Raw genomic sequence first — 20478 nt, 5'->3', positions numbered from 1 at the left:
TCCCACGGTCTGTACTGCGTCAACAGTCAGAATCGGGCTTTGTCCCTTCTCCTCCCTTCAAGTCCTAGCATACAAGCGGGCTTGCCCGCGATGGCGGTGTGTCAGTGATACAGCAGGTGGTCGGCAGTGCGCTATCGCAGGCAAGCCAGCTCCCACACTTTGATTGGGTTTGCAGAGCTGGCGTAGCGTAACGCCCAGGCAAAAAAAAAGACCTCCCGAAGGAGGTCTTTCTCATCACGCTACCTCAAGCAGCGCTACCGGATCAGCAGCTGTAGTACAACTCGTATTCCAGTGGGTGTACGAAGGTGCGTACTTTGATTTCTTCTTCGCTTTTCAGGGCGATGTAAGCGTCGATGAAGTCGTCGCTGAAAACGCCGCCTTTGGTCAGGAACGCACGGCCCTTGTCCAGCTCTTCCAGGGCTTCTTTCAGGCTGCCGCACACTTGTGGGATCTCTTTGGCCTCTTCAGGCGGCAGGTCGTACAAGTTTTTGTCGGCGGCGTCGCCAGGGTGGATCTTGTTCTGGATACCGTCCAGGCCGGCCATCATCAGGGCGGCGAAGGCCAGGTAAGGGTTGGCAGCCGGGTCTGGGAAGCGCGCTTCGATACGACGGCCTTTAGGGCTGTTGACGTAAGGAATACGGATTGAGGCGGAGCGGTTGCGTGCCGAGTAGGCCAGCATCACCGGCGCTTCAAAACCTGGGACCAGACGCTTGTAGGAGTTGGTCGACGGGTTGGTGAAGCCGTTCAGGGCCTTGCCGTGCTTGATGATGCCGCCGATGAAGTACAGAGCGGTGTCGGACAGGCCGGCATAGCCTTCGCCAGCGAAGGTGTTCTTGCCGTCTTTGGAAATCGATACGTGAACGTGCATGCCCGAGCCGTTATCGCCGTACAGCGGCTTAGGCATGAAGGTAGCGGTGCGGCCATAGGCATCGGCAACGTTGTGCACGCAGTATTTCAGGGTTTGAACTTCGTCAGCCTTCTTCACCAGCGTGTTGAATTTCACGCCGATTTCGTTCTGGCCGGCAGTCGCCACTTCGTGGTGGTGAACTTCAACGGTCTGGCCCATTTCTTCCAGTGCGTTGCACATGGAGGTACGGATTTCATGGTCGAAGTCGAACGGTGGTACTGGGAAGTAGCCGCCTTTCACGCCTGGACGGTGGCCTTTGTTGCCGCCTTCCACGTCCTGGTCGGACATCCACGAACCTTGCTCGGAGAAAATCTTGAACATGGAGCCGGAGATGTCGGATTTGAACTTCACCGAGTCGAAGATGAAGAACTCTGGCTCAGGGCCGAAGAATGCGGTGTCGCCGATACCGGTGGACTTCAGGTATTCCTCGGCACGGTGGGCGATGGCGCGTGGGTCGCGGTCATAGCCTTGCATGGTCGAAGGCTCGATGATGTCGCACACCAGGATCAGGGTTGGCTCTTCGGTGAACGGGTCGAGTACGGCGGTGCTGTCGTCTGGCAGCAGGATCATGTCGGAGGCTTCGATGCCTTTCCAGCCGGCGATGGAGGAACCGTCGAACATCTTGCCGACTTCGAAGAAGTCATCTTCCAGCGCATCGCGAGCCGGCATGGTCACGTGGTGCTGAGTGCCTTTTGTGTCCGTGAAGCGCAGATCAATCCATTTAACGTCATGATCTTTGATGAGTTGAACCGACTTCGACATGGTGTCCTCCGGGTGGCTTCGGGCTTGGGTAGTGGAGTTAGCCCTTAGAATTTGGGTGATGCCGGCGCGGATACTCCGCCAAGGCAACCTGCCTCACAAGAGAGCAAATTGCATGCCAGTGCGCCAACATGGCCGTTTTGCCTCAAAATAGCCCCTATAACGGTGCAATCGGCAAAAACGGCATAAATCGCGCACTGCAATGTAGCGTTTATTTGTGTAAATGACCCGTTTTGGTGCATTGCGTAGGCAATGCATATTAACTGGTTAAACCTTGAGCGATTTCCGCTATAATCCGCGCCCCCCTTTTTCAGCAGGCCCGGCGCGCGCTGTTTCCATGAAATTAATCGTTAAAGTCTTCCCCGAGATCACCATCAAAAGCCGACCGGTACGGACGCGTTTCATCCGTCAGTTGGCCAAGAACATCCGTGCCGTGCTCCGTGACCTGGACCCGGCTGTGGTGGTGAACGGCGTGTGGGACAACCTCGAGCTGGAAACCCGCATTACCGACGCCAAAGCCTTGAAGGACATGACCGAGCGCCTGAGCTGCATGCCGGGCATCGCGCATTTCCTGCAGGTGGATGAGTACCCGCTGGGCGACTTCGACGACATCACCGAAAAGTGCAAGCAGCACTACGGCAATGCGCTTGAAGGCAAGATTTTTTCGGTGCGTTGCAAGCGTGCCGGCAAGCACCCGTTCAGCTCCATGGATGTCGAGAAATACGTCGGCAGCAAGCTGCGTCGCGAGTGCGGTGCCGCTGGAATTTCCCTCAAAGCGCCGCAAATTGAAGTGCGCATGGAAATTCGCGACCAACGGTTGTTCGTGATCCACAGCCAGCACAACAGCATCGGCGGCTACCCGCTGGGTGCCTTGGAACAGACCCTGGTATTGATGTCCGGCGGTTTCGATTCCACGGTGGCGGCCTACCAGATCATGCGTCGCGGCCTGATGAGCCATTTCTGCTTCTTCAACCTGGGCGGGCGTGCACACGAATTGGGCGTGATGGAAGTCGCGCACTTTATCTGGAAGAAGTACGGCAGCTCCCAGCGCGTGCTATTTGTAAGCGTGCCGTTCGAGGAAGTGCTGGGCGAAATTCTCGGCAAAGTCGATAACAGTCATATGGGCGTAGTATTGAAGCGTATGATGTTGCGCGCTGCGTCCCGAATCGCCGATCAATTGCAGATCGACGCCCTGGTGACCGGCGAAGCGATTTCCCAGGTTTCCAGCCAGACGCTGCCGAACCTGTCGATCATTGATTGCGTGACCGAGAAGCTGGTGCTGCGCCCGCTGATCGCCAGCCACAAACAGGACATCATCGACCTGGCAGAACAGATCGGCACCGCCGACTTCGCCAAGCATATGCCTGAATACTGCGGGGTCATTTCGGTGAACCCCAAGACCCACGCCAAGCGTCACCGCGTGGAGCATGAAGAAAAAGAATTCGACATGGCGATTCTGGAGCGTGCGCTCGAGAACGCCAAGCTGGTGCCAATCGATCGCGTGATCGACGAGTTGGGCCAGGATGTGCAAATCGAAGAAGTCAGCGAAGCCCTGGCCGGCCAGATCGTCATCGACATCCGTCATCCGGATGCCGCCGAGGATGAGCCGCTGGAAATCGCTGGCATCGACGTGCAAACGCTGCCGTTCTACGCATTGAACGCGCGTTTCAAGGAACTGGATAACAGCCGTCAGTACCTGTTGTATTGCGACAAAGGCGTGATGAGTCGCCTGCATGCCCACCATTTGCTCAGTGAGGGGCATGCCAATGTGCGCGTTTATCGACCGAGCTAAGAGCCCGGGGCTGTTTGCCTGTGGCCTGCGTCACCGGCCCCCCGACTCTGCCGTCAAGCTGTAACGGCAAGGCCTGACTCTACTGTTAATCGCTGCCACGACCTGTCAGCACACCGAATCCTCTGATCGAGATACACAAGTGATCGAAAATCTACGTAACATCGCCATCATTGCTCACGTTGACCATGGTAAAACCACCCTGGTAGACAAACTCCTGCGTCAATCCGGCACCCTGGAGCGCAACGAGCTCAACGACGAGCGCGTGATGGACTCCAACGACCAGGAAAAAGAGCGCGGTATTACCATCCTGGCTAAAAACACCGCTATCAACTGGAACGGCTACCACATCAACATCGTGGACACCCCGGGCCACGCCGACTTCGGCGGCGAAGTAGAACGCGTAATGTCGATGGTTGACTCCGTTCTGCTGCTGGTTGACGCTCAAGACGGCCCTATGCCGCAAACCCGTTTCGTGACCAAGAAGGCTTTCGAAGCCGGCCTGCGTCCGATCGTGTGCATCAACAAGGTTGACCGTCCAGGCGCGCGTCCGGACTGGGTTCTGGACCAGATCTTCGACCTGTTCGACAACCTGGGTGCTACCGAAGAACAGCTGGACTTCCAAGTCATCTACGCCTCGGCCCTGAACGGTATTGCTGGTCTTGACCACACCGACATGGCTGAAGACATGACCCCGCTGTACCAGTCGATCGTCGACAACGTACCAGCACCGAAAGTCGACCGTGAAGGCCCGTTCCAGATGCAAATCTCGGCACTGGACTACAACAGCTTCCTGGGTGTTATCGGCGTTGGCCGTATCGCTCGTGGTAGCGTCAAGCCGAACACCCCGGTTGTTGCTATCGGCGCTGACGGCAAGAAGCGTAACGGTCGTATCCTGAAGCTGATGGGTCACCACGGCCTGCACCGCATCGACGTTGAAGAAGCTTTCGCTGGCGACATCGTATGCGTGAGCGGTATGGACTCGCTTTTCATCTCCGACACCCTGTGCCAGCCGGACAACGTCGAGGCGATGAAGCCTCTGACCGTTGACGAGCCAACCGTTTCCATGACCTTCCAGGTAAACGACTCGCCTTTCTGCGGTAAAGAAGGCAAGTTCGTGACCTCCCGTAACATCAAGGAGCGTCTGGACAAAGAGCTGCTGTACAACGTTGCTCTGCGCGTTGAAGAAGGCGACTCGGCTGACAAGTTCAAGGTCTCCGGCCGTGGTGAGCTGCACCTCTCGGTACTGATCGAAACCATGCGTCGCGAAGGCTTCGAAATGGGTGTTGGTCGTCCGGAAGTGATCATCCGTCAGGTTGACGGCGTGAAGCAGGAACCGTTCGAAAACGTCACCATCGACACCCCTGAAGAATCCCAGGGCAAGGTCATGGAAGAGATGGGCCTGCGTAAGGGCGACCTGACCAACATGGTGCCGGATGGCAAAGGCCGTGTGCGTCTGGAATACAACATCCCTGCTCGTGGTCTGATCGGTTTCCGTAACCAGTTCCTGACCCTGACCAACGGTGCTGGCATCCTGACCTCGATCTTCGATCGCTACGACACCATGAAGTCCGGCGACATGTCCGGCCGTCAGAACGGTGTTCTGGTATCGGTAGAAACCGGTAAGGCGCTGACCTACTCCCTGGAAACCCTCCAGGCGCGTGGCAAGCTGTTCGTTGAGCACGGTCAAGAGATCTACAACGGCCAGATCGTTGGTCTGAACAGCCGTGACAACGACATGGGCGTCAACCCAACCAAAGGCAAGAAGCTCGACAACATGCGTGCTTCGGGCAAAGACGAAACCATCGCTCTGGTTCCACCTGTTCGCTTCACCCTGGAACAGGCCCTGGAATTCATCCAGGACGACGAGCTGTGCGAAGTCACGCCTAAGTCGATCCGCCTGCGTAAGAAGATCCTGGACGAAGGCGAGCGTACCCGCGCTGCCAAGAAAGCCAAGAACTGAGTTAACTCAGGCTGAATGAAAAACGCCCCCGGTCGAAAGGCCGGGGGCGTTTTTTTATGCCTGCAGTTTGTGTGTTGTGATCGTTCCCACGCTCCGCGTGGGAACGCCGCGTGGGACGCTCCGCGTCCTGCTTTCAAGAGCGGACGCAGAGCGTCCACAGCTGCATTCCCACGCAGAGCGTGGGAACGATCAAAAACTTAGAACTTGTCGAGGGTCTTGAAGTTGGTCTCGCGCACCACTTCCTTGGGCTTATACGCGCAATACCCCGGCCGCGGCCCGATTTTCGGGTGGTTGCGGCACGTATCCGGGCGTTTGTCATAAATAGTGCAAAAGCGCGTCTTACGATCCAGGTACAGGCAGTCGTTGTTGCTCATGCGCTGCAGGGTAAAAATTTCGGACTTGTTGTTGTACCGCTCGACGATGCCTTCTTTCTGCAAACGCTTGGCGATGTTCTTCGGCGGATCGCCGCGCTCGAACTCATCGACGATGCCAATGCGGATCAGGTCCTTGATCTTCACCTCAACCGGCAGGGTGCAGCAGCTGGACACGCAGCCGCCGCACATGTGGGCGGAATATTTCTGCCAGGTCTCTAGACGGTCGAGTTCCGCGGCGGCGATCAGTTGAGGCTTCATCAGGGTTCCAGGGTGGGGCGGTATACGGGCGCGGGATCATACCGGGATTGGTGGTTTTTTGAACAATATTTTGCAGGTTTCAGCTCAAAGGTTTGGCCACTGCCTGATCGGGCACGACCCCTGCATCAAATTCAGTCCATGGCGAATGAGTTAAAAAACTGCCGAACCAGCACGTCTACCGTCTGTCAGACCGACTAGGCTCTAGCAACTCCTTCAATCTCGCCCGAGGTCGCACCGATGTCTCAGGAACCGCTTGCACGAGAAGCAGAGGTAGCCGCATTCCGCGATGCTGTCTTGACCAAACTCACCTACGCGGTGGGCAAGGACCCGGATCACGCCTTCGACCATGACTGGTTCGAAGCCATTGCCCTGGCCGCCCGCGACCAGATGGTCGACCACTGGATGGACCACACGCGGCGTATTTATCGCAAAGGCCAGAAGCGTGTTTATTACCTGTCCCTGGAATTTCTCATCGGCCGCTTGCTCTACGACAGCCTGAGCAACCTGGGTGTGCTGGAGATCGCTCGCGAAGCACTGTCGGAGCTGGGCGTGGATCTGGAGCGCATCCGCCTGCTGGAGCCCGACGCGGCGCTCGGCAACGGTGGTCTGGGCCGTCTGGCGGCGTGCTTTATGGAAAGCATGTCGACGCTGGGCATTGCGGGCCACGGTTACGGCATTCGTTATGAACACGGCTTGTTCCGCCAGGCCATTGTCGACGGTTGGCAGCAGGAGCAGACCGAACGCTGGCTGGATTTCGGCAACCCTTGGGAATTCGAGCGCGCCGAGGTGATTTACCCGATCGGCTTTGGTGGGAGCGTTGAAACCATTGCGGACGCCTCCGGCAAGATGATCCAGGTGTGGTCGCCCAACGAAACCGTACGTGCCGTGGCCTATGACACGCCGGTCGTCGGTTGGCGCGGGGCCAGCGTCAACACCCTGCGCCTCTGGCGTGCACGGGCCGTAGAAGACCTGCACCTGGAGCGCTTCAACGCAGGTGACCATTTAGGCGCCGTCGCCGAAGTGGCTCGCGCCGAAAGCATCTCCCGAGTGCTTTACCCGGCCGACAGCACCGAAGCAGGGCAGGAACTGCGCCTGCGCCAGGAATATTTCTTCGTCTCCGCGTCCCTGCAGGACTTGTTGCGCCGCCACAAGAACATGCACGGTTCGGTATTGAGCCTGGGCGAGCACGCCGCCATCCAACTCAACGACACCCACCCGTCCATCGCCGTGGCCGAGTTGATGCGCCAGCTGGTCGATTTGCATGACATTCCCTGGGAAGCCGCGTGGGATGTCACCGTCGAGACCCTTTCGTATACCAACCACACCCTGCTGCCCGAAGCGCTGGAAACCTGGCCGGTAGGTTTGATGGAACGCATGCTGCCCCGGCACATGCAGATCATCTACCTGATCAACGCCCAGCATATCGACTCGCTGCGTGCCAAAGGCATCCACGATTTCGACGTCTTGCGCGCTGTGTCGCTGATCGAAGAAGACAACGGCCGCCGCGTGCGCATGGGCAACCTGGCGTTCCTGGGCTCCCATAGCGTCAACGGCGTGTCCGGTTTGCATACCCAACTGATGCGCAGCACGGTGTTCTCCGAACTGCACAAGCTCTACCCCGAACGCATCAATAACAAAACCAACGGCATTACCTTCCGTCGCTGGCTGTACCAGGCCAACCCCAAGCTGACCGATATGTTGGTGGAAGCGCTGGGCCCGGATATTCTCGATCAGCCCGAACAGCGCCTGATCGAGTTGGAACCCTTTGCCGAGAAACCGGCCTTTCGCAAAGCATTTGCTGAGCAGCGCCTGCACAGCAAGCGCGCACTGGCGCAGATCATCCATGAGCGCCTGGGCATTGCGATCAACCCGGCGGCGATGTTCGACGTGCAGGTCAAGCGCATCCACGAATACAAGCGCCAACTGCTCAACCTGCTGCACACCGTGGCGCTGTACCAGGCGATCCGTGCCGAGCCGGGCATCGACTGGGTGCCTCGGGTCAAGATCTTTGCCGGCAAGGCGGCAGCCAGCTACCACCAGGCCAAGCTGATCATCAAGCTGACCAACGACATCGCCCGCACCGTCAATAACGACCCGACCGTGCGCGGTTTGCTCAAGGTGGTGTTCCTGCCCAACTACAACGTCAGCCTGGCGGAAAGCATCATTCCGGCAGCGGATTTGTCGGAGCAGATTTCCACCGCCGGTTTCGAAGCGTCCGGCACCAGCAACATGAAGTTCGGCCTCAACGGCGCGCTGACCATCGGCACCATGGACGGCGCCAACGTGGAGATGCACGAGCGTGTCGGCGCCGAGCACATGTTTATCTTTGGCCTCAGTGCCCAGCAGGTGGAGGCCCGCAAACACGCCGGCGAGTTCAACGCAGGGCCGGATATCGCTGCCTCCCATCGTTTGAATGATGTGCTGCAAGCGATCCGTGGCGGGGTGTTTTCGCCGGACGACCCGGGCCGCTATGTGGGCCTGATCGATGGGCTGATCGACTACGACCGCTTCCTGGTGTGTGCCGACTTTGACGCCTACTGGGACGCCCAGGCGCGGGTCGAGGCGCATTGGCACGACTCCAAGGCCTGGTGGCGCTCGGCCGTGCTCAACACAGCGCGCATGGGCTGGTTCAGCTCGGACCGCACCATCCGCGAATATGCCACCGAGATCTGGAAAGCCCTCGACTGACGGCCGCGGTTAAAAATGTGGGAGGGGGCTTGCCCCCGATAGCGGTTGATCAGTCACTCATGCATTGACTGAATGACCGCAATCGGGGGCAAGCCCCCTCTCACATCAAGCCTGGTCGTGAACTCTATTGGCGTTAAATCCTCTGATTAGAGGAAATCAGCCTCGACTCGCGCTAAACTGCGCGGGTTTTCAGCCCCCCATTCTCCGGAGCCGTCCATGTCCCGCGTTACCTTGAGTCGCTATTTGATCGAGCAGACCCGCAGCAACAACACGCCTGCCGATCTGCGCTTCCTTATCGAAGTGGTGGCGCGTGCTTGCAAGGAAATCAGCCACGCCGTTTCCAAAGGCGCACTGGGCGGTGTCCTGGGCAGCATGGGCACTGAAAACGTGCAGGGCGAAGTGCAGAAGAAACTGGACGTTCTGTCCAACGAAATCCTGCTCGAAGCCAACGAATGGGGTGGCCACCTGGCCGGCATGGCGTCCGAAGAAATGGACAATGCCTACCAGATCCCAGGCAAATACCCGAAGGGCGCATACCTGCTGGTATTCGACCCACTGGACGGTTCGTCCAACATCGACATCAACGCACCGGTCGGCACCATCTTCTCGGTGCTGCGTTGCCCCAACGAATACCTGAGCCAGAACGAAGCCCTGAACGAAAAGGCCTTCCTGCAACCAGGCACCGAGCAGGTTGCTGCCGGCTACGCGATCTACGGCCCACAGACCATGCTGGTGCTGACCCTGGGCGATGGCGTCAAAGGCTTCACCCTGGACCGTGAAATGGGCAGCTTCGTACTCACCCACGAAGACATTTCGATTCCTGCTTCTACCCAGGAATTTGCCATCAACATGTCCAACCAGCGCCACTGGGAAGAACCGGTGAAGCGCTACGTCAACGAGCTGATGGAAGGCGAAGAAGGCCCGCTGAAGAAGAACTTCAACATGCGCTGGGTAGCCGCGATGGTTGCCGACGTGCACCGCATCCTGACCCGTGGTGGCCTGTTCATGTACCCACGCGACAGCCGCGAGCCGTCCAAGCCAGGCAAGCTGCGCCTGATGTACGAAGCCAACCCGATGTCGTTCCTGGTTGAACAGGCAGGCGGTGCGTCCACCGACGGCCACCAGCGCATCCTCGACATTCAGCCTGAAGGCCTGCACCAGCGTGTGGCGGTATTCCTGGGTTCGAAGGAAGAAGTTGAGCGCGTGACGGCCTATCACAAGAAGTAAGCCGTAACGAGCGGTGAGCCGCTGTATTGTGAGATGGATCACCGTTAAAGAAGCCCCGAAACGTTTCAGCGTTTTCGGGGCTTTTTTGTTTTCGCTCGTCGGGAACCAGACACCCCTTTTCCCTTCTAAGCTTCTGGCAGATACCCCAGCTGCTTTGTCTCTCCAGGAGCTTTTCCATGTCTATACGCCGTCTCGCCCTGCTGGCTTTTTGCGTGCTCTTAGCCGCTTGCAGCAAGGTCACCCAAGAAAACTACCAAAAGCTCTCAGCCGGCATGGCCAAGGCCGAGGTGGAGTCGTTGCTGGGCAAGCCAACCGATTGTTCCGGCGCACTGGGCATGTCCAGCTGCACCTGGGGCGATAAAAACAGCTTTATCAGCGTGCAGTACGCCGGTGACAAAGTTCTGATGTTTTCCGGGCAAGGCCTGAAGTAAACCGGGGCGCGAGCCTGCGGGAGAAGAAGAATGATGCGTTTTGTTTTGTTCCTTTGCGCCAGCCTGTTTTTGGCGGGCTGCGCCAGCCATTCTGGCGATGATCTGCAACCCAAGACTGCGAGCAACGTCAACCTCAAGCGTTACCAGGGCACCTGGTATGAGTTGGCCCGGTTGCCGATGTACTTCCAGCGCAACTGTGCGCAATCCGAAGCCCGCTACACCTTGCTGCCTGATGGTGACATGTCGGTTTTCAACCGCTGCCTGACGCCTGAGTGGAAGTGGCAAGAGGCCAAAGGCACGGCAACGCCGCAGGTGCCAGGCAAGACCGACAAGCTGTGGGTGGAATTCAATAACTGGTTTACATCACTGTTGCCGGGCGTTGCCAAGGGCGACTACTGGGTGCTGTATGTCAGCGATGACTACAAGACCGCCATCGTCGGCAGCCCGAGCCGGCGCTATATGTGGATCCTGTCGCGCACGCCGACGGTGAGTGCCGATACCCGCGAAGACCTGCTGAGCAGGGCGCGACAGCAAGGCTATGACACCACGCGGTTGATCTGGCGCACGTCGGATAAGCAGATGGCGAAGTCGTCTCAATAATTCGCAGCCCATCAATCAAGTGTGGGAGCTGGCTTGCCTGCGATAGCATCAACCCGGTGTAACTGAAGCACCGAGGTGTCTGTATCGCAGGCAAGCCAGCTCCCACAGTTGTTATGGGTTGGTCGTCAGTTCAGCAAGTCCTTCAGCACCTGGGTGAATGCCCGGCTGCTGTCTTCTTCGCCAGCATGATGCCCATCTCGCACCACCCACTTGCCATTGACCAGTACATCGCGCACTTGCCGATCACCACCGGCAAATAGCCAGCGGTTGAGAATCCCATCCTCACTGGCCGTCGCCAGGTACGGGTCGCTACCGTCCAGCACTATCCAGTCCGCACGCTTGCCCACTTGCAGTCGACCAATCGGCTGGCCCAGCGCTTGTGCGCCACCGTCCAGCGCAGCATCGAACAGCGTGCGACCCACCATCGGTTGGTCACTGCGATACAACCGATTACGCCGTTGATCGCGCAGGCGCTGGCCGTATTCCAGCCAACGCAGTTCTTCCACCACGCTCAGTGACACATGGCTGTCGGAACCAATGCCCATGCGGCCGCCCTGGGCGAGGAAGTCCACCGCAGGAAAAATCCCATCGCCTAGGTTGGCCTCCGTGGTCAGGCACAAACCTGCAATCGCTCGGCTGTTGGCCATGCGTGTCACTTCGTCGGCATCGGCATGGGTGGCGTGCACCAGGCACCAGCGCTCATCCACCTCGACATTGTCATACAGCCATTGCAACGGGCGCTTGCCGCTCCAGGCCAAGCAGTCGTCGACTTCTTTTTGCTGTTCGGCGATGTGGATATGCACCGGGCAGCTCTTGTCACTGGCGGCCAGCACGGTATGGATTTGTTCGGGGGTGACGGCGCGCAGGGAGTGGAAGCACAGACCCAGTTGCTGCGCCGGTTGTGCCGCCAGAATGGGCTGCAGGCGTGCTTGCAGGTCCAAGTAGTGTTCCGTGCTGTTGATAAACCGTCGCTGGCCTTCATTCGGCGCTTGGCCACCAAAGCCTGCGTGGGTGTAGAGCACCGGCAGCAAGGTCAGGCCGATCCCGCTGCTGGCGGCCGCCTGGCTGATCTGGCGGGACAGCTCCGTACGGTCAGCATAGGGCTGGCCGCTGAGATCGTGGTGCACGTAATGGAACTCGGCCACCGAGGTGTAGCCGGCCTTGAGCATTTCGATATACAGCTGGCGGGCGATGACCTGTAACTGCTCGGGGTTGATCTTGCCGACCATGCGGTACATCAAGTCGCGCCAGGTCCAGAAGCTGTCATTGGGGTTGCCGGCCACTTCGGCCAAGCCCGCCATGGCGCGCTGGAAGGCATGGGAATGCAGGTTTGGCATACCCGCCAACACCGGGCCCCTGAGCCGTTCCGCGCCTTCTGCACTGGCATTGGGCTCAACCTTTGTCAGCAGGCCATCGGCGCTGACTTCAAGACGTACATCATTGGCCCATCCATTAGGCAGCAGTGCGCGTTCGGCAAAGAAAGCGGACATGATCAAGGCACCCCGGTCGTGTGTTTATTTGTATATACATATACAGACGTTTGCCTGCTCGGTAAACTCCGGCAATCTATGCATCTTTTTCCCCTGCAAGGATTCCCTGTGCCGACTCCGCCCGCCAACTCTTCGCTGGCTGCCCACATGGACGAAAGTCCGGCGCCCTTGTATGCCCGCGTCAAACAGATGATCAGCCAGCAGATCCTCAACGGCAACTGGCCGCCCCATTACCGCGTGCCGTCGGAAAGCGAGCTGGTCAGCCAGTTGGGCTTCAGCCGCATGACCATCAACCGCGCCCTGCGCGAGCTGACCGCCGAAGGCTTGTTGGTGCGTATGCAAGGCGTGGGTACCTTCGTGGCCGAGCCCAAGAGCCAGTCGGCCCTGTTTGAAGTGCACAACATCGCCGATGAAATCGCTTCCCGCGGGCATCGGCACACTTGCCAGGTCATCACCCTGGGCGAAGAAGCTGCTGGTTCCGAGCGCGCCGTCGCCTTGGAAATGCGCGAAGGCGGGCGGGTGTTCCACTCGTTGATCGTGCATTACGAGAACGACATTCCCGTGCAAATCGAAGACCGTTTCGTCAACGCCCTGGTCGCGCCCGAGTACTTGCATCAGGACTTCACCCAACAAACCCCTTATGCCTATCTGAACCAGGTCGCGCCGCTCACCGAGGGTGAGCATGTGGTCGAAGCGATCCTGGCCGACGCAGACGAGTGCAAGCTGTTGCAGATTGAGCCGAGCGAGCCCTGCCTGTTGATTCGCCGTCGCACCTGGTCGGGTCGCCAGCCGGTCACCGCCGCGCGATTGATCCACCCCGGTTCCCGCCACAGCCTGGAAGGACGGTTCAGCAAATGAGTACAGTGAAGGTCTGGCGCGCCGCCGACTATGTGCGCATGCCGTGGAAAAACGGTGGCGGCAGCACCGAAGAAATCAGTCGCGACGCCGGCACCGGCCTGGAGGGATTTGGCTGGCGTTTGTCGATTGCCGATATCGCCGAGTCGGGTGGGTTTTCTACCTTTGCCGGTTACCAGCGCGTGATCACGGTGATCAAGGGTGCGGGCATGGTGCTGACTGTCGACGGCGAAGAGCAGCGCGGCTTGTTACCGTTGCAGCCGTTCGCGTTCAACGGCGAAAGCCAGGTGTCATGCCGTTTGATCACTGGGCCGATTCGCGACTTCAACCTGATCTACTCGCCACAGCGTTACCATGCACGCTTGCAGTGGGTGGATGGCGTGCAGCAGTTTTTCAGCACCGCGCAGACGGTGCTGGTGTTCAGCGTGGCGGATGAGGTGAAGGTGCTGGGCGAAAAGCTCGGCCATCACGATTGCCTGCAAGTGGACGGTAACACTGGGTTGCTGGATATCTCGGTCAGCGGCCGCAGCTGCGTAATCGAACTGACCGCACTCGGTTAAAAACTGTGGGAGCTGGCTTGCCTGCGATAGCGGTGTATCAGCCTAGGATGTGCTGACTGACACACTGCTATCGCAGGCAAGCCAGCTCCCACATTTGTTTTTGCACTGTTCACAAAATCTGTTTCCAGCCCGCGCACCCATTTGTTACCGAACGCCCCAGCGTGATGCAAAGCTTCGCTGCCGTGACAATTCCCCTTGCTGCAAAAAACCTCCGTAAGAAATTTCATCAACCGTTGAAGCCTTGATTTACAAGGCTTGTACGCCCCGTGCAAAAAAATCCCAACCACGCCCGGCTAAAGTTGGCCGCTTGATTGCATATGCTTGTACATACAAGTAAAGGTGTGTGCGTAAGACTTCGCACCATCAGTGTCCGCGCATCGTTCGCCGAGGAGTCCTAGCTGTGACCAAGCCTACAAAATACCGTGACGTCGAAATCCGCGCCGCCCGCGGTAACAAGCTCACCGCCAAAAGCTGGCTGACCGAAGCGCCGTTGCGCATGTTGATGAACAACCTCGACCCGCAAGTGGCCGAGAACCCCAAGGAGCTGGTGGTTTACGGCGGTATCGGCCGTGCGGCGCGCAACTGGGAGTGCTACGACCAGATCGTCGAGAGCCTCACCAATCTGAACGACGACGAAACCCTGCTGGTGCAATCCGGTAAGCCAGTCGGCGTGTTCAAGACCCACAGCAACGCCCCGCGCGTGCTGATTGCCAACTCCAACCTGGTACCGCACTGGGCCAGTTGGGAGCATTTCAACGAACTGGATGCCAAGGGCCTGGCCATGTACGGCCAGATGACCGCCGGCAGCTGGATCTACATCGGCAGCCAAGGCATTGTCCAAGGCACCTACGAAACCTTCGTCGAAGCCGGTCGCCAGCATTACAACAGTGACCTCACCGGCCGTTGGGTACTCACCGCCGGCCTCGGCGGCATGGGCGGCGCGCAGCCACTGGCCGCGACCCTGGCCGGCGCCTGCTCGCTGAACATCGAGTGCCAGCAAGTCAGCATCGACTTCCGCCTGAACAGCCGCTACGTCGACGAGCAGGCCGCCGACCTCGACGACGCCCTGGCCCGTATCGCCAAGTACACCAAAGAAGGCAAGGCCATCTCCATCGCCCTGCTGGGCAACGCCGCCGAGATCCTGCCGGAACTGGTCAAGCGTGGCGTGCGCCCGGACATGGTCACCGACCAGACCAGCGCCCACGACCCACTCAACGGCTACCTGCCGGCCGGCTGGACCTGGGACGAATACCGCGCTCGCGCCAAGACCGAGCCGGCCGCCGTGATCAAGGCCGCCAAGCAGTCGATGGCCGTCCACGTCAAAGCCATGCTCGAATTCCAGAAGCAAGGCATCCCGACCTTCGACTACGGCAACAACATCCGCCAGATGGCCCAGGAAGAAGGCGTGGAAAACGCGTTCGACTTCCCAGGTTTCGTACCGGCTTACATCCGCCCACTGTTCTGCCGTGGCATCGGCCCGTTCCGTTGGGCGGCGCTGTCCGGTGACCCGCAGGACATCTACAAGACCGACGCCAAAGTCAAAGAGCTGATCCCGGACGACGCCCACTTGCATAACTGGCTGGACATGGCCCGCGAGCGCATCAGCTTCCAGGGTCTGCCGGCACGTATCTGCTGGGTCGGCCTGGGCCAGCGTGCCAAGTTGGGCCTGGCGTTCAACGAAATGGTGCGCAGCGGCGAGCTGTCCGCGCCGGTCGTGATCGGCCGTGACCACCTGGACTCCGGCTCGGTCGCCAGCCCGAACCGCGAAACCGAAGCCATGCAGGACGGCTCCGACGCTGTGTCCGACTGGCCATTGCTCAACGCTTTGCTCAACACCGCGAGCGGCGCCACCTGGGTCTCGCTGCACCACGGTGGTGGCGTGGGCATGGGCTTCTCCCAGCACTCGGGGATGGTGATTGTCTGCGACGGTACTGACGAAGCGGCCGAGCGGATTGCCCGCGTGCTGCACAACGACCCGGCGACCGGGGTGATGCGCCATGCGGATGCGGGTTATCAGATCGCTATCGACTGCGCTAAAGAGCAGGGCCTGAACCTGCCGATGATCAAGTAACTCAATGTGGGGTGGGCTTGTGTGGCGAGCAAGCTTGCTTGCGCTGGGGGTGCGAAGCAGCCCCAAAAAGCCGGCTCCAGCTTCGCTGTCGAACGGGAGCAAGCTCCCTCGCCACAGCAAGCCAGCTCCCACAGAAGAGCAAGATGCATACAAAACAATCCATCAGAGGTTGAACAACATGGCTGCAAACGACACCACCCCGTTGATCGAGAAACGTTCGATCGACTACATCCCGGAAGCGGAAAGACATGGTCGTCTATTCAGTCAATTCACCCTGTGGATGGGTGCCAACCTGCAGATCACTGCGATTGTCACCGGGGCGTTGGCCGTGGTGCTGGGCGGTGATGTGTTCTGGTCGTTGATCGGCTTGCTCATCGGTCAACTGATCGGCGGTGGCGTCATGGCGCTGCATGCGGCGCAAGGGCCCAAGCTTGGCCTGCCGCAGATGATCTCCAGCCGGGTGCAGTTCGGCGTGTATGGGGCGGCCATTCCGATTGTGCTGGTGTGCTTGATGTACCTGGGTTTCACCGCCACCGGTACCGTGTTGTCGGGCCAGGCGCTGGGCCAGTTGTTCGGGGTCAGCGACAGCGTCGGCATCCTGATCTTCGCCAGTGTCATCGTGCTGGTCACGGTGCTGGGTTACCGAGTGATCCACTTCATCGGCCGGGTTGCCAGCCTGATTGGCGTGGTTGCCTTTGTGTACCTGTTCAGCCGCCTGATGAGCCAGACCGACGTTGGCGCGCTCCTGCAGATCCGCCACTTCAGTTGGAGCAGTTTCCTGCTGGCCGTGTCGCTGGCGGCCTCTTGGCAGATTGCGTTCGGCCCTTACGTGGCGGATTACTCGCGTTACCTGCCGAGCCACACGTCATCGGTTAAAACCTTTCTCGCTGCTGGCGCAGGCTCAGTCATCGGGGCCCAAGTGGCGATGGTCCTCGGCGTGTTTGCCGCGGCCATGTCCAACGGGCAGTTTGCCGGTCACGAGGTGGCGTACATCGTTGGCTTGAGCGGCACGGGGGCCACCGCTGCGTTGCTGTATTTCAGCATCGCGTTCGGCAAGGTCACCATCTCGACGCTCAACTCCTACGGCAGCTTCATGTGCATCGCCACTATCATCAGCGGCTTTCGTGGGCGTCTGGAGGTCACGCGTCTGCAGCGTCTGGTGTTCGTGTTGATGATCGTCGGCACGGCCACGCTGATCGCGTTGCTCGGCCAGCATTCGTTCCTCGGTGCATTCAAGTCGTTCATCCTGTTCCTGCTGGCGTTCTTTACGCCCTGGAGCGCGATCAACCTGGTGGATTACTACTGCATCACCCGCGAGCGTTATGACGTGCCGGCGCTGGCCGATCCGAACGGTCGCTACGGCCGCTGGAACCTGCTGGGCATCAGCGTCTATGTGTTCGGCGTACTGGTGCAGTTGCCGTTCATCTCCACCAAGTTCTACACCGGTCCCCTGGTGGCCGCGCTGGGTGATGTGGATATCTCCTGGATCATCGGCCTGGTACTGCCGGCGGCCCTGTATTACGTGTGTGCGAAAAAATGGCACGGCACGGTACCCGATCACCTGATCCTGCCAAAAGAGCAGGGCGCTTTACCCATAACAAACGAGCTGGCTGCACAAGCCTGATGGGACGTGGACAGGGCAGGACGCCTACTGACTGCCGTAATCCATTTCAAGATTGGGAGCGTCACAACAATGACTATGAATAAGACCTTGCTGGCTACTTTGTTCGCGGCCGGCGTGCTGGCAAGTGCCGGCGCCCAGGCGGCCGGTTGGTGCGAGTCGGGTAAACCGGTGAAATTCGCCGGCCTGAATTGGGAAAGCGGCATGTTGCTCACCGACATCCTGCAAACCGTGCTGGAAAAAGGCTACGACTGCAAAACCGACAGCTTGCCGGGCAATTCCATCACCATGGAAAACGCCCTGGGCAGTAACGACATCCAAGTGTTCGCCGAGGAGTGGGTAGGTCGCAGCGAGGTCTGGAACAAAGCCGAGAAGGCCGGCAAAGTCGTGGGCGTCGGTGCTCCGGTGGTCGGTGCGGTCGAAGGCTGGTACGTGCCGCGCTATGTGATCGAAGGCGACGCCAAGCGCAAGCTGGAAGCCAAGGCGCCGGACCTGAAAAACATCGCCGACCTGGCCAAGTACGCCTCGGTGTTCAAGGACCAGGAAGAGCCGTCCAAGGGCCGCTTCTACAACTGCCCGGCCGGCTGGACCTGCGAGCTGGACAACAGCGAAATGCTCAAGAGCTACGGCCTGGAAAGCACCTACACCAACTTCCGCCCGGGCACCGGCCCAGCGCTGGATGCGGCGGTGCTGTCGAGCTACAAGCGTGGCGAGCCGATCCTTTTCTACTACTGGTCACCGACACCGCTGATGGGCCAGGTCGATCTGGTCAAGCTGGAAGAAAAGCCCGGCGTGGACAAAACCGTGAGCATCAAGGTCGGCCTCTCCAAGTCTTTCCACGAGCAAGCCCCGGAACTGGTGGCCGTGCTGGAAAAGGTCAACCTGCCCATCGACCTGCTGAACCAGAACCTGGGCCGCATGGCCAAGGAGCGGATCGAGTCGCCGAAACTGGCGAAAATATTCCTCAAGGAACATCCTGAAGTCTGGCACGCCTGGGTGAGCGAAGACGCAGCCAAGAAAATCGACGCGGCCTTGTAGGTCAAGTGTGCACGGCTACCCTCAAGGGTGGCCGGGCGGCTGGCCACAACCCACTGGATCGAGAGCACGATATGTTTCCTGAGAGCTTTACCTTTTCCATCGCCGACTGGGTCAACGGTTGGGTGGACGCACTGGTCACCAACTACGGCGATGTGTTCCGGCACATCTCCGATACGCTGCTGTGGGCCATCGTCAACCTGGAAGGCCTGCTGCGCGCAGCGCCCTGGTGGCTGATGCTGGCCATCGTCGGCGGTATTGCCTGGCATGCCACCCGCAAGGTGGTGACCACGGCGGTGATTGTCGGTCTGCTGTTCCTGGTGGGCGCGGTTGGCCTGTGGGACAAGCTGATGCAAACCCTGGCATTGATGATGGTGGCCACGGTGATTTCGGTGTTGATCGGCATCCCCCTGGGCATCCTCTCGGCGCGCAGTAATCGCCTGCGTTCAGTGTTGATGCCGCTGCTGGACATCATGCAAACCATGCCCAGCTTCGTGTACCTCATCCCGGTGCTGATGCTGTTCGGCCTGGGCAAGGTCCCGGCGATTTTCGCTACGGTGATCTACGCCGCGCCGCCGCTGATTCGCCTGACAGACCTGGGTATTCGCCAGGTCGATGGCGAAGTCATGGAAGCCATCAACGCCTTCGGCGCCAACCGCTGGCAGCAACTGTTCGGCGTGCAATTGCCGCTGGCGTTGCCGAGCATTATGGCCGGGATTAACCAGACCACCATGATGGCGCTGTCGATGGTGGTGATCGCCTCGATGATCGGTGCCCGTGGCTTGGGTGAAGACGTGCTCGTCGGCATCCAGACCCTCAACGTCGGCCGCGGCCTTGAAGCCGGGCTGGCGATCGTGATTCTCGCAGTGGTCATCGACCGCATTACCCAGGCTTATGGCCGCCCACGGCATGAGGCGAGCAAATGACGACTGTCAGCAAAATCGAAGTCAAAAACGTCTTCAAAATTTTCGGCGCACGCGCCAAGGATGCGCTGGCCATGGTCGGCCAGGGCAAGACCAAGGACCAGGTACTGGCCGAGACCGGTTGCGTGGTCGGCGTCAATGACCTGTCCCTGAGCATCGGCACCGGTGAGATCTTTGTGATCATGGGCTTGTCGGGTTCGGGCAAATCCACCCTGGTGCGCCACTTCAACCGCCTGATCGACCCCACCAGCGGCGCGATCCTGGTGGACGGCGAAGACATCCTGCAACTGGACATGGAAGCCCTGCGCCAATTCCGTCGGCACAAGATCAGCATGGTGTTCCAGAGCTTCGGCCTGCTGCCGCACAAGAGCGTGCTCGACAACGTTGCCTACGGCCTGAAAGTGCGTGGCGAGACCAGGCAAGTCTGCGCCGAACGTGCGTTGCACTGGATCGAAACCGTGGGCCTCAAAGGCTATGAAAACAAATACCCCCACCAGCTTTCCGGTGGCATGCGCCAGCGCGTGGGCCTGGCCCGCGCCCTGGCGGCCGACACCGACATCATCCTGATGGACGAAGCCTTCAGCGCCCTCGACCCGTTGATCCGCGCCGAGATGCAAGACCAGTTGCTCGAGCTGCAAAAGACCCTGCACAAGACCATCGTGTTCATCACCCACGACCTCGACGAGGCCGTGCGCATCGGCAACCGCATTGCGATCCTCAAGGACGGCAAGCTGATCCAGGTCGGCACCCCGCGAGAGATTCTGCATTCGCCGGCGGATGAGTATGTGGACCGCTTTGTTCAGCGGCGGGCGGCGGTGGTCTGACGGACGCCATCGCAGGCAAGCCAGCTCCCACATTTGATTGGGTTCACACAGTTCAAATGTGGGAGCCGGGCTTGCCCGCGATGACGCCGGCAATGCTGTAGAG

At 59.5% G+C, this 20478-nt stretch carries 16 protein-coding genes; 13 read left to right on the top strand and 3 right to left on the bottom strand.

What is annotated here, in order from left to right; genetic code table 11:
• Positions 1-262 precede the first annotated feature (262 nt).
• Positions 263-1669, bottom strand: a complete 1407-nt coding sequence (gene glnA, locus AC07S6_RS19170; protein WP_003187811.1) for a type I glutamate--ammonia ligase — start codon at positions 1667-1669, stop codon at positions 263-265.
• 334 nt (positions 1670-2003) lie between these two features.
• Between glnA and thiI the strand changes: the two genes are divergently transcribed.
• Together thiI and typA are read left to right on the top strand one after the other, a co-directional pair.
• Positions 2004-3458, top strand: a complete 1455-nt coding sequence (thiI, locus tag AC07S6_RS19165; protein ID WP_275967998.1) for a tRNA uracil 4-sulfurtransferase ThiI — start codon at positions 2004-2006, stop codon at positions 3456-3458.
• 139 nt (positions 3459-3597) lie between these two features.
• Positions 3598-5418 carry a translational GTPase TypA gene (typA, locus tag AC07S6_RS19160; RefSeq protein ID WP_014716526.1) on the top strand — a complete coding sequence of 607 codons (1821 nt, stop codon included), beginning with the start codon at positions 3598-3600 and terminating at the stop codon, positions 5416-5418.
• Between the two features lie 197 nt (positions 5419-5615).
• Here the strand turns inward: typA and AC07S6_RS19155 are convergent, their stop codons facing one another.
• The gene (locus AC07S6_RS19155) at positions 5616-6050 is read right to left on the bottom strand and encodes a YkgJ family cysteine cluster protein (RefSeq protein ID WP_003187815.1); all 435 of its coding nucleotides are present in this window, start codon (positions 6048-6050) and stop codon (positions 5616-5618) included.
• Positions 6051-6287: 237 nt separating this feature from the next.
• On the opposite strand from AC07S6_RS19155, the gene AC07S6_RS19150 reads away from it, so the two are divergent.
• From AC07S6_RS19150 to AC07S6_RS19135, 4 genes are all read left to right on the top strand, one after another.
• Positions 6288-8738, top strand: coding sequence for a glycogen/starch/alpha-glucan phosphorylase (locus AC07S6_RS19150; RefSeq protein ID WP_020302392.1), 2451 nt, complete (start codon positions 6288-6290; stop codon positions 8736-8738).
• A gap of 216 nt (positions 8739-8954) precedes the next feature.
• Entirely contained in the window at positions 8955-9965 is a 1011-nt protein-coding gene (locus AC07S6_RS19145) for a class 1 fructose-bisphosphatase (RefSeq protein ID WP_003187818.1), read from the top strand.
• 176 nt (positions 9966-10141) lie between these two features.
• Entirely contained in the window at positions 10142-10396 is a 255-nt protein-coding gene (locus AC07S6_RS19140; RefSeq protein ID WP_003187823.1) for a hypothetical protein, read from the top strand.
• A gap of 30 nt (positions 10397-10426) precedes the next feature.
• The gene (locus AC07S6_RS19135; RefSeq protein WP_014716529.1) at positions 10427-10996 is read left to right on the top strand and encodes a lipocalin family protein; all 570 of its coding nucleotides are present in this window, start codon (positions 10427-10429) and stop codon (positions 10994-10996) included.
• A gap of 125 nt (positions 10997-11121) precedes the next feature.
• Here the strand turns inward: AC07S6_RS19135 and AC07S6_RS19130 are convergent, their stop codons facing one another.
• Complete coding sequence (locus tag AC07S6_RS19130; RefSeq protein WP_495112796.1) at positions 11122-12486, bottom strand: formimidoylglutamate deiminase; 1365 nt, start codon at positions 12484-12486, stop codon at positions 11122-11124.
• A 147-nt stretch (positions 12487-12633) separates the two neighbouring features.
• Between AC07S6_RS19130 and hutC the strand changes: the two genes are divergently transcribed.
• The 7 genes from hutC to AC07S6_RS19095 all read left to right on the top strand — a co-directional run bounded on the left by hutC (position 12634) and on the right by AC07S6_RS19095 (position 20375).
• The gene (hutC, locus tag AC07S6_RS19125) at positions 12634-13344 is read left to right on the top strand and encodes a histidine utilization transcriptional repressor HutC (RefSeq protein ID WP_232910453.1); all 711 of its coding nucleotides are present in this window, start codon (positions 12634-12636) and stop codon (positions 13342-13344) included.
• Positions 13341-13901: a HutD/Ves family protein gene (locus tag AC07S6_RS19120; protein WP_495112795.1), complete on the top strand. Its 561-nt coding sequence runs from the start codon at positions 13341-13343 to the stop codon at positions 13899-13901. The genes hutC and AC07S6_RS19120 overlap by 4 nt, the downstream gene beginning before the upstream one ends.
• Positions 13902-14301: 400 nt before the next feature.
• Positions 14302-15972, top strand: coding sequence for a urocanate hydratase (hutU, locus tag AC07S6_RS19115; protein WP_495112794.1), 1671 nt, complete (start codon positions 14302-14304; stop codon positions 15970-15972).
• A 178-nt stretch (positions 15973-16150) separates the two neighbouring features.
• Positions 16151-17596 carry a purine-cytosine permease family protein gene (locus tag AC07S6_RS19110; protein ID WP_003187834.1) on the top strand — a complete coding sequence of 482 codons (1446 nt, stop codon included), beginning with the start codon at positions 16151-16153 and terminating at the stop codon, positions 17594-17596.
• A 69-nt stretch (positions 17597-17665) separates the two neighbouring features.
• Entirely contained in the window at positions 17666-18631 is a 966-nt protein-coding gene (locus tag AC07S6_RS19105; RefSeq protein ID WP_054897537.1) for an ABC transporter substrate-binding protein, read from the top strand.
• 71 nt (positions 18632-18702) lie between these two features.
• Complete coding sequence (locus AC07S6_RS19100) at positions 18703-19554, top strand: ABC transporter permease (protein WP_003187838.1); 852 nt, start codon at positions 18703-18705, stop codon at positions 19552-19554.
• The gene (locus tag AC07S6_RS19095) at positions 19551-20375 is read left to right on the top strand and encodes a quaternary amine ABC transporter ATP-binding protein (protein WP_057975382.1); all 825 of its coding nucleotides are present in this window, start codon (positions 19551-19553) and stop codon (positions 20373-20375) included. The genes AC07S6_RS19100 and AC07S6_RS19095 overlap by 4 nt, the downstream gene beginning before the upstream one ends.
• The last annotated feature ends 103 nt before the right edge of the window (positions 20376-20478 follow it).

The sequence above is a fragment of the Pseudomonas sp. GW821-FHT07B01 genome (assembly GCF_059419065.1).
Note: the sequence above shows the minus strand (reverse complement) of the source record. Positions and strands in the feature narration are given on the sequence as shown.

What these genes read in the sequence shown, in the direction of transcription:
- glnA (WP_003187811.1), bottom strand. Translation starts at nt 1,669, where the DNA reads ATGTCGAAGTCGGTTCAACTCATCAAAGATCATGACGTTAAATGGATT.
- thiI (WP_275967998.1), top strand. Translation starts at nt 2,004, where the DNA reads ATGAAATTAATCGTTAAAGTCTTCCCCGAGATCACCATCAAAAGCCGA.
- AC07S6_RS19155 (WP_003187815.1), bottom strand. Translation starts at nt 6,050, where the DNA reads ATGAAGCCTCAACTGATCGCCGCCGCGGAACTCGACCGTCTAGAGACC.
- AC07S6_RS19150 (WP_020302392.1), top strand. Translation starts at nt 6,288, where the DNA reads ATGTCTCAGGAACCGCTTGCACGAGAAGCAGAGGTAGCCGCATTCCGC.
- AC07S6_RS19145 (WP_003187818.1), top strand. Translation starts at nt 8,955, where the DNA reads ATGTCCCGCGTTACCTTGAGTCGCTATTTGATCGAGCAGACCCGCAGC.
- AC07S6_RS19140 (WP_003187823.1), top strand. Translation starts at nt 10,142, where the DNA reads ATGTCTATACGCCGTCTCGCCCTGCTGGCTTTTTGCGTGCTCTTAGCC.
- AC07S6_RS19135 (WP_014716529.1), top strand. Translation starts at nt 10,427, where the DNA reads ATGATGCGTTTTGTTTTGTTCCTTTGCGCCAGCCTGTTTTTGGCGGGC.
- AC07S6_RS19130 (WP_495112796.1), bottom strand. Translation starts at nt 12,486, where the DNA reads ATGTCCGCTTTCTTTGCCGAACGCGCACTGCTGCCTAATGGATGGGCC.
- hutC (WP_232910453.1), top strand. Translation starts at nt 12,634, where the DNA reads ATGGACGAAAGTCCGGCGCCCTTGTATGCCCGCGTCAAACAGATGATC.
- AC07S6_RS19120 (WP_495112795.1), top strand. Translation starts at nt 13,341, where the DNA reads ATGAGTACAGTGAAGGTCTGGCGCGCCGCCGACTATGTGCGCATGCCG.
- AC07S6_RS19110 (WP_003187834.1), top strand. Translation starts at nt 16,151, where the DNA reads ATGGCTGCAAACGACACCACCCCGTTGATCGAGAAACGTTCGATCGAC.
- AC07S6_RS19105 (WP_054897537.1), top strand. Translation starts at nt 17,666, where the DNA reads ATGACTATGAATAAGACCTTGCTGGCTACTTTGTTCGCGGCCGGCGTG.
- AC07S6_RS19100 (WP_003187838.1), top strand. Translation starts at nt 18,703, where the DNA reads ATGTTTCCTGAGAGCTTTACCTTTTCCATCGCCGACTGGGTCAACGGT.
- AC07S6_RS19095 (WP_057975382.1), top strand. Translation starts at nt 19,551, where the DNA reads ATGACGACTGTCAGCAAAATCGAAGTCAAAAACGTCTTCAAAATTTTC.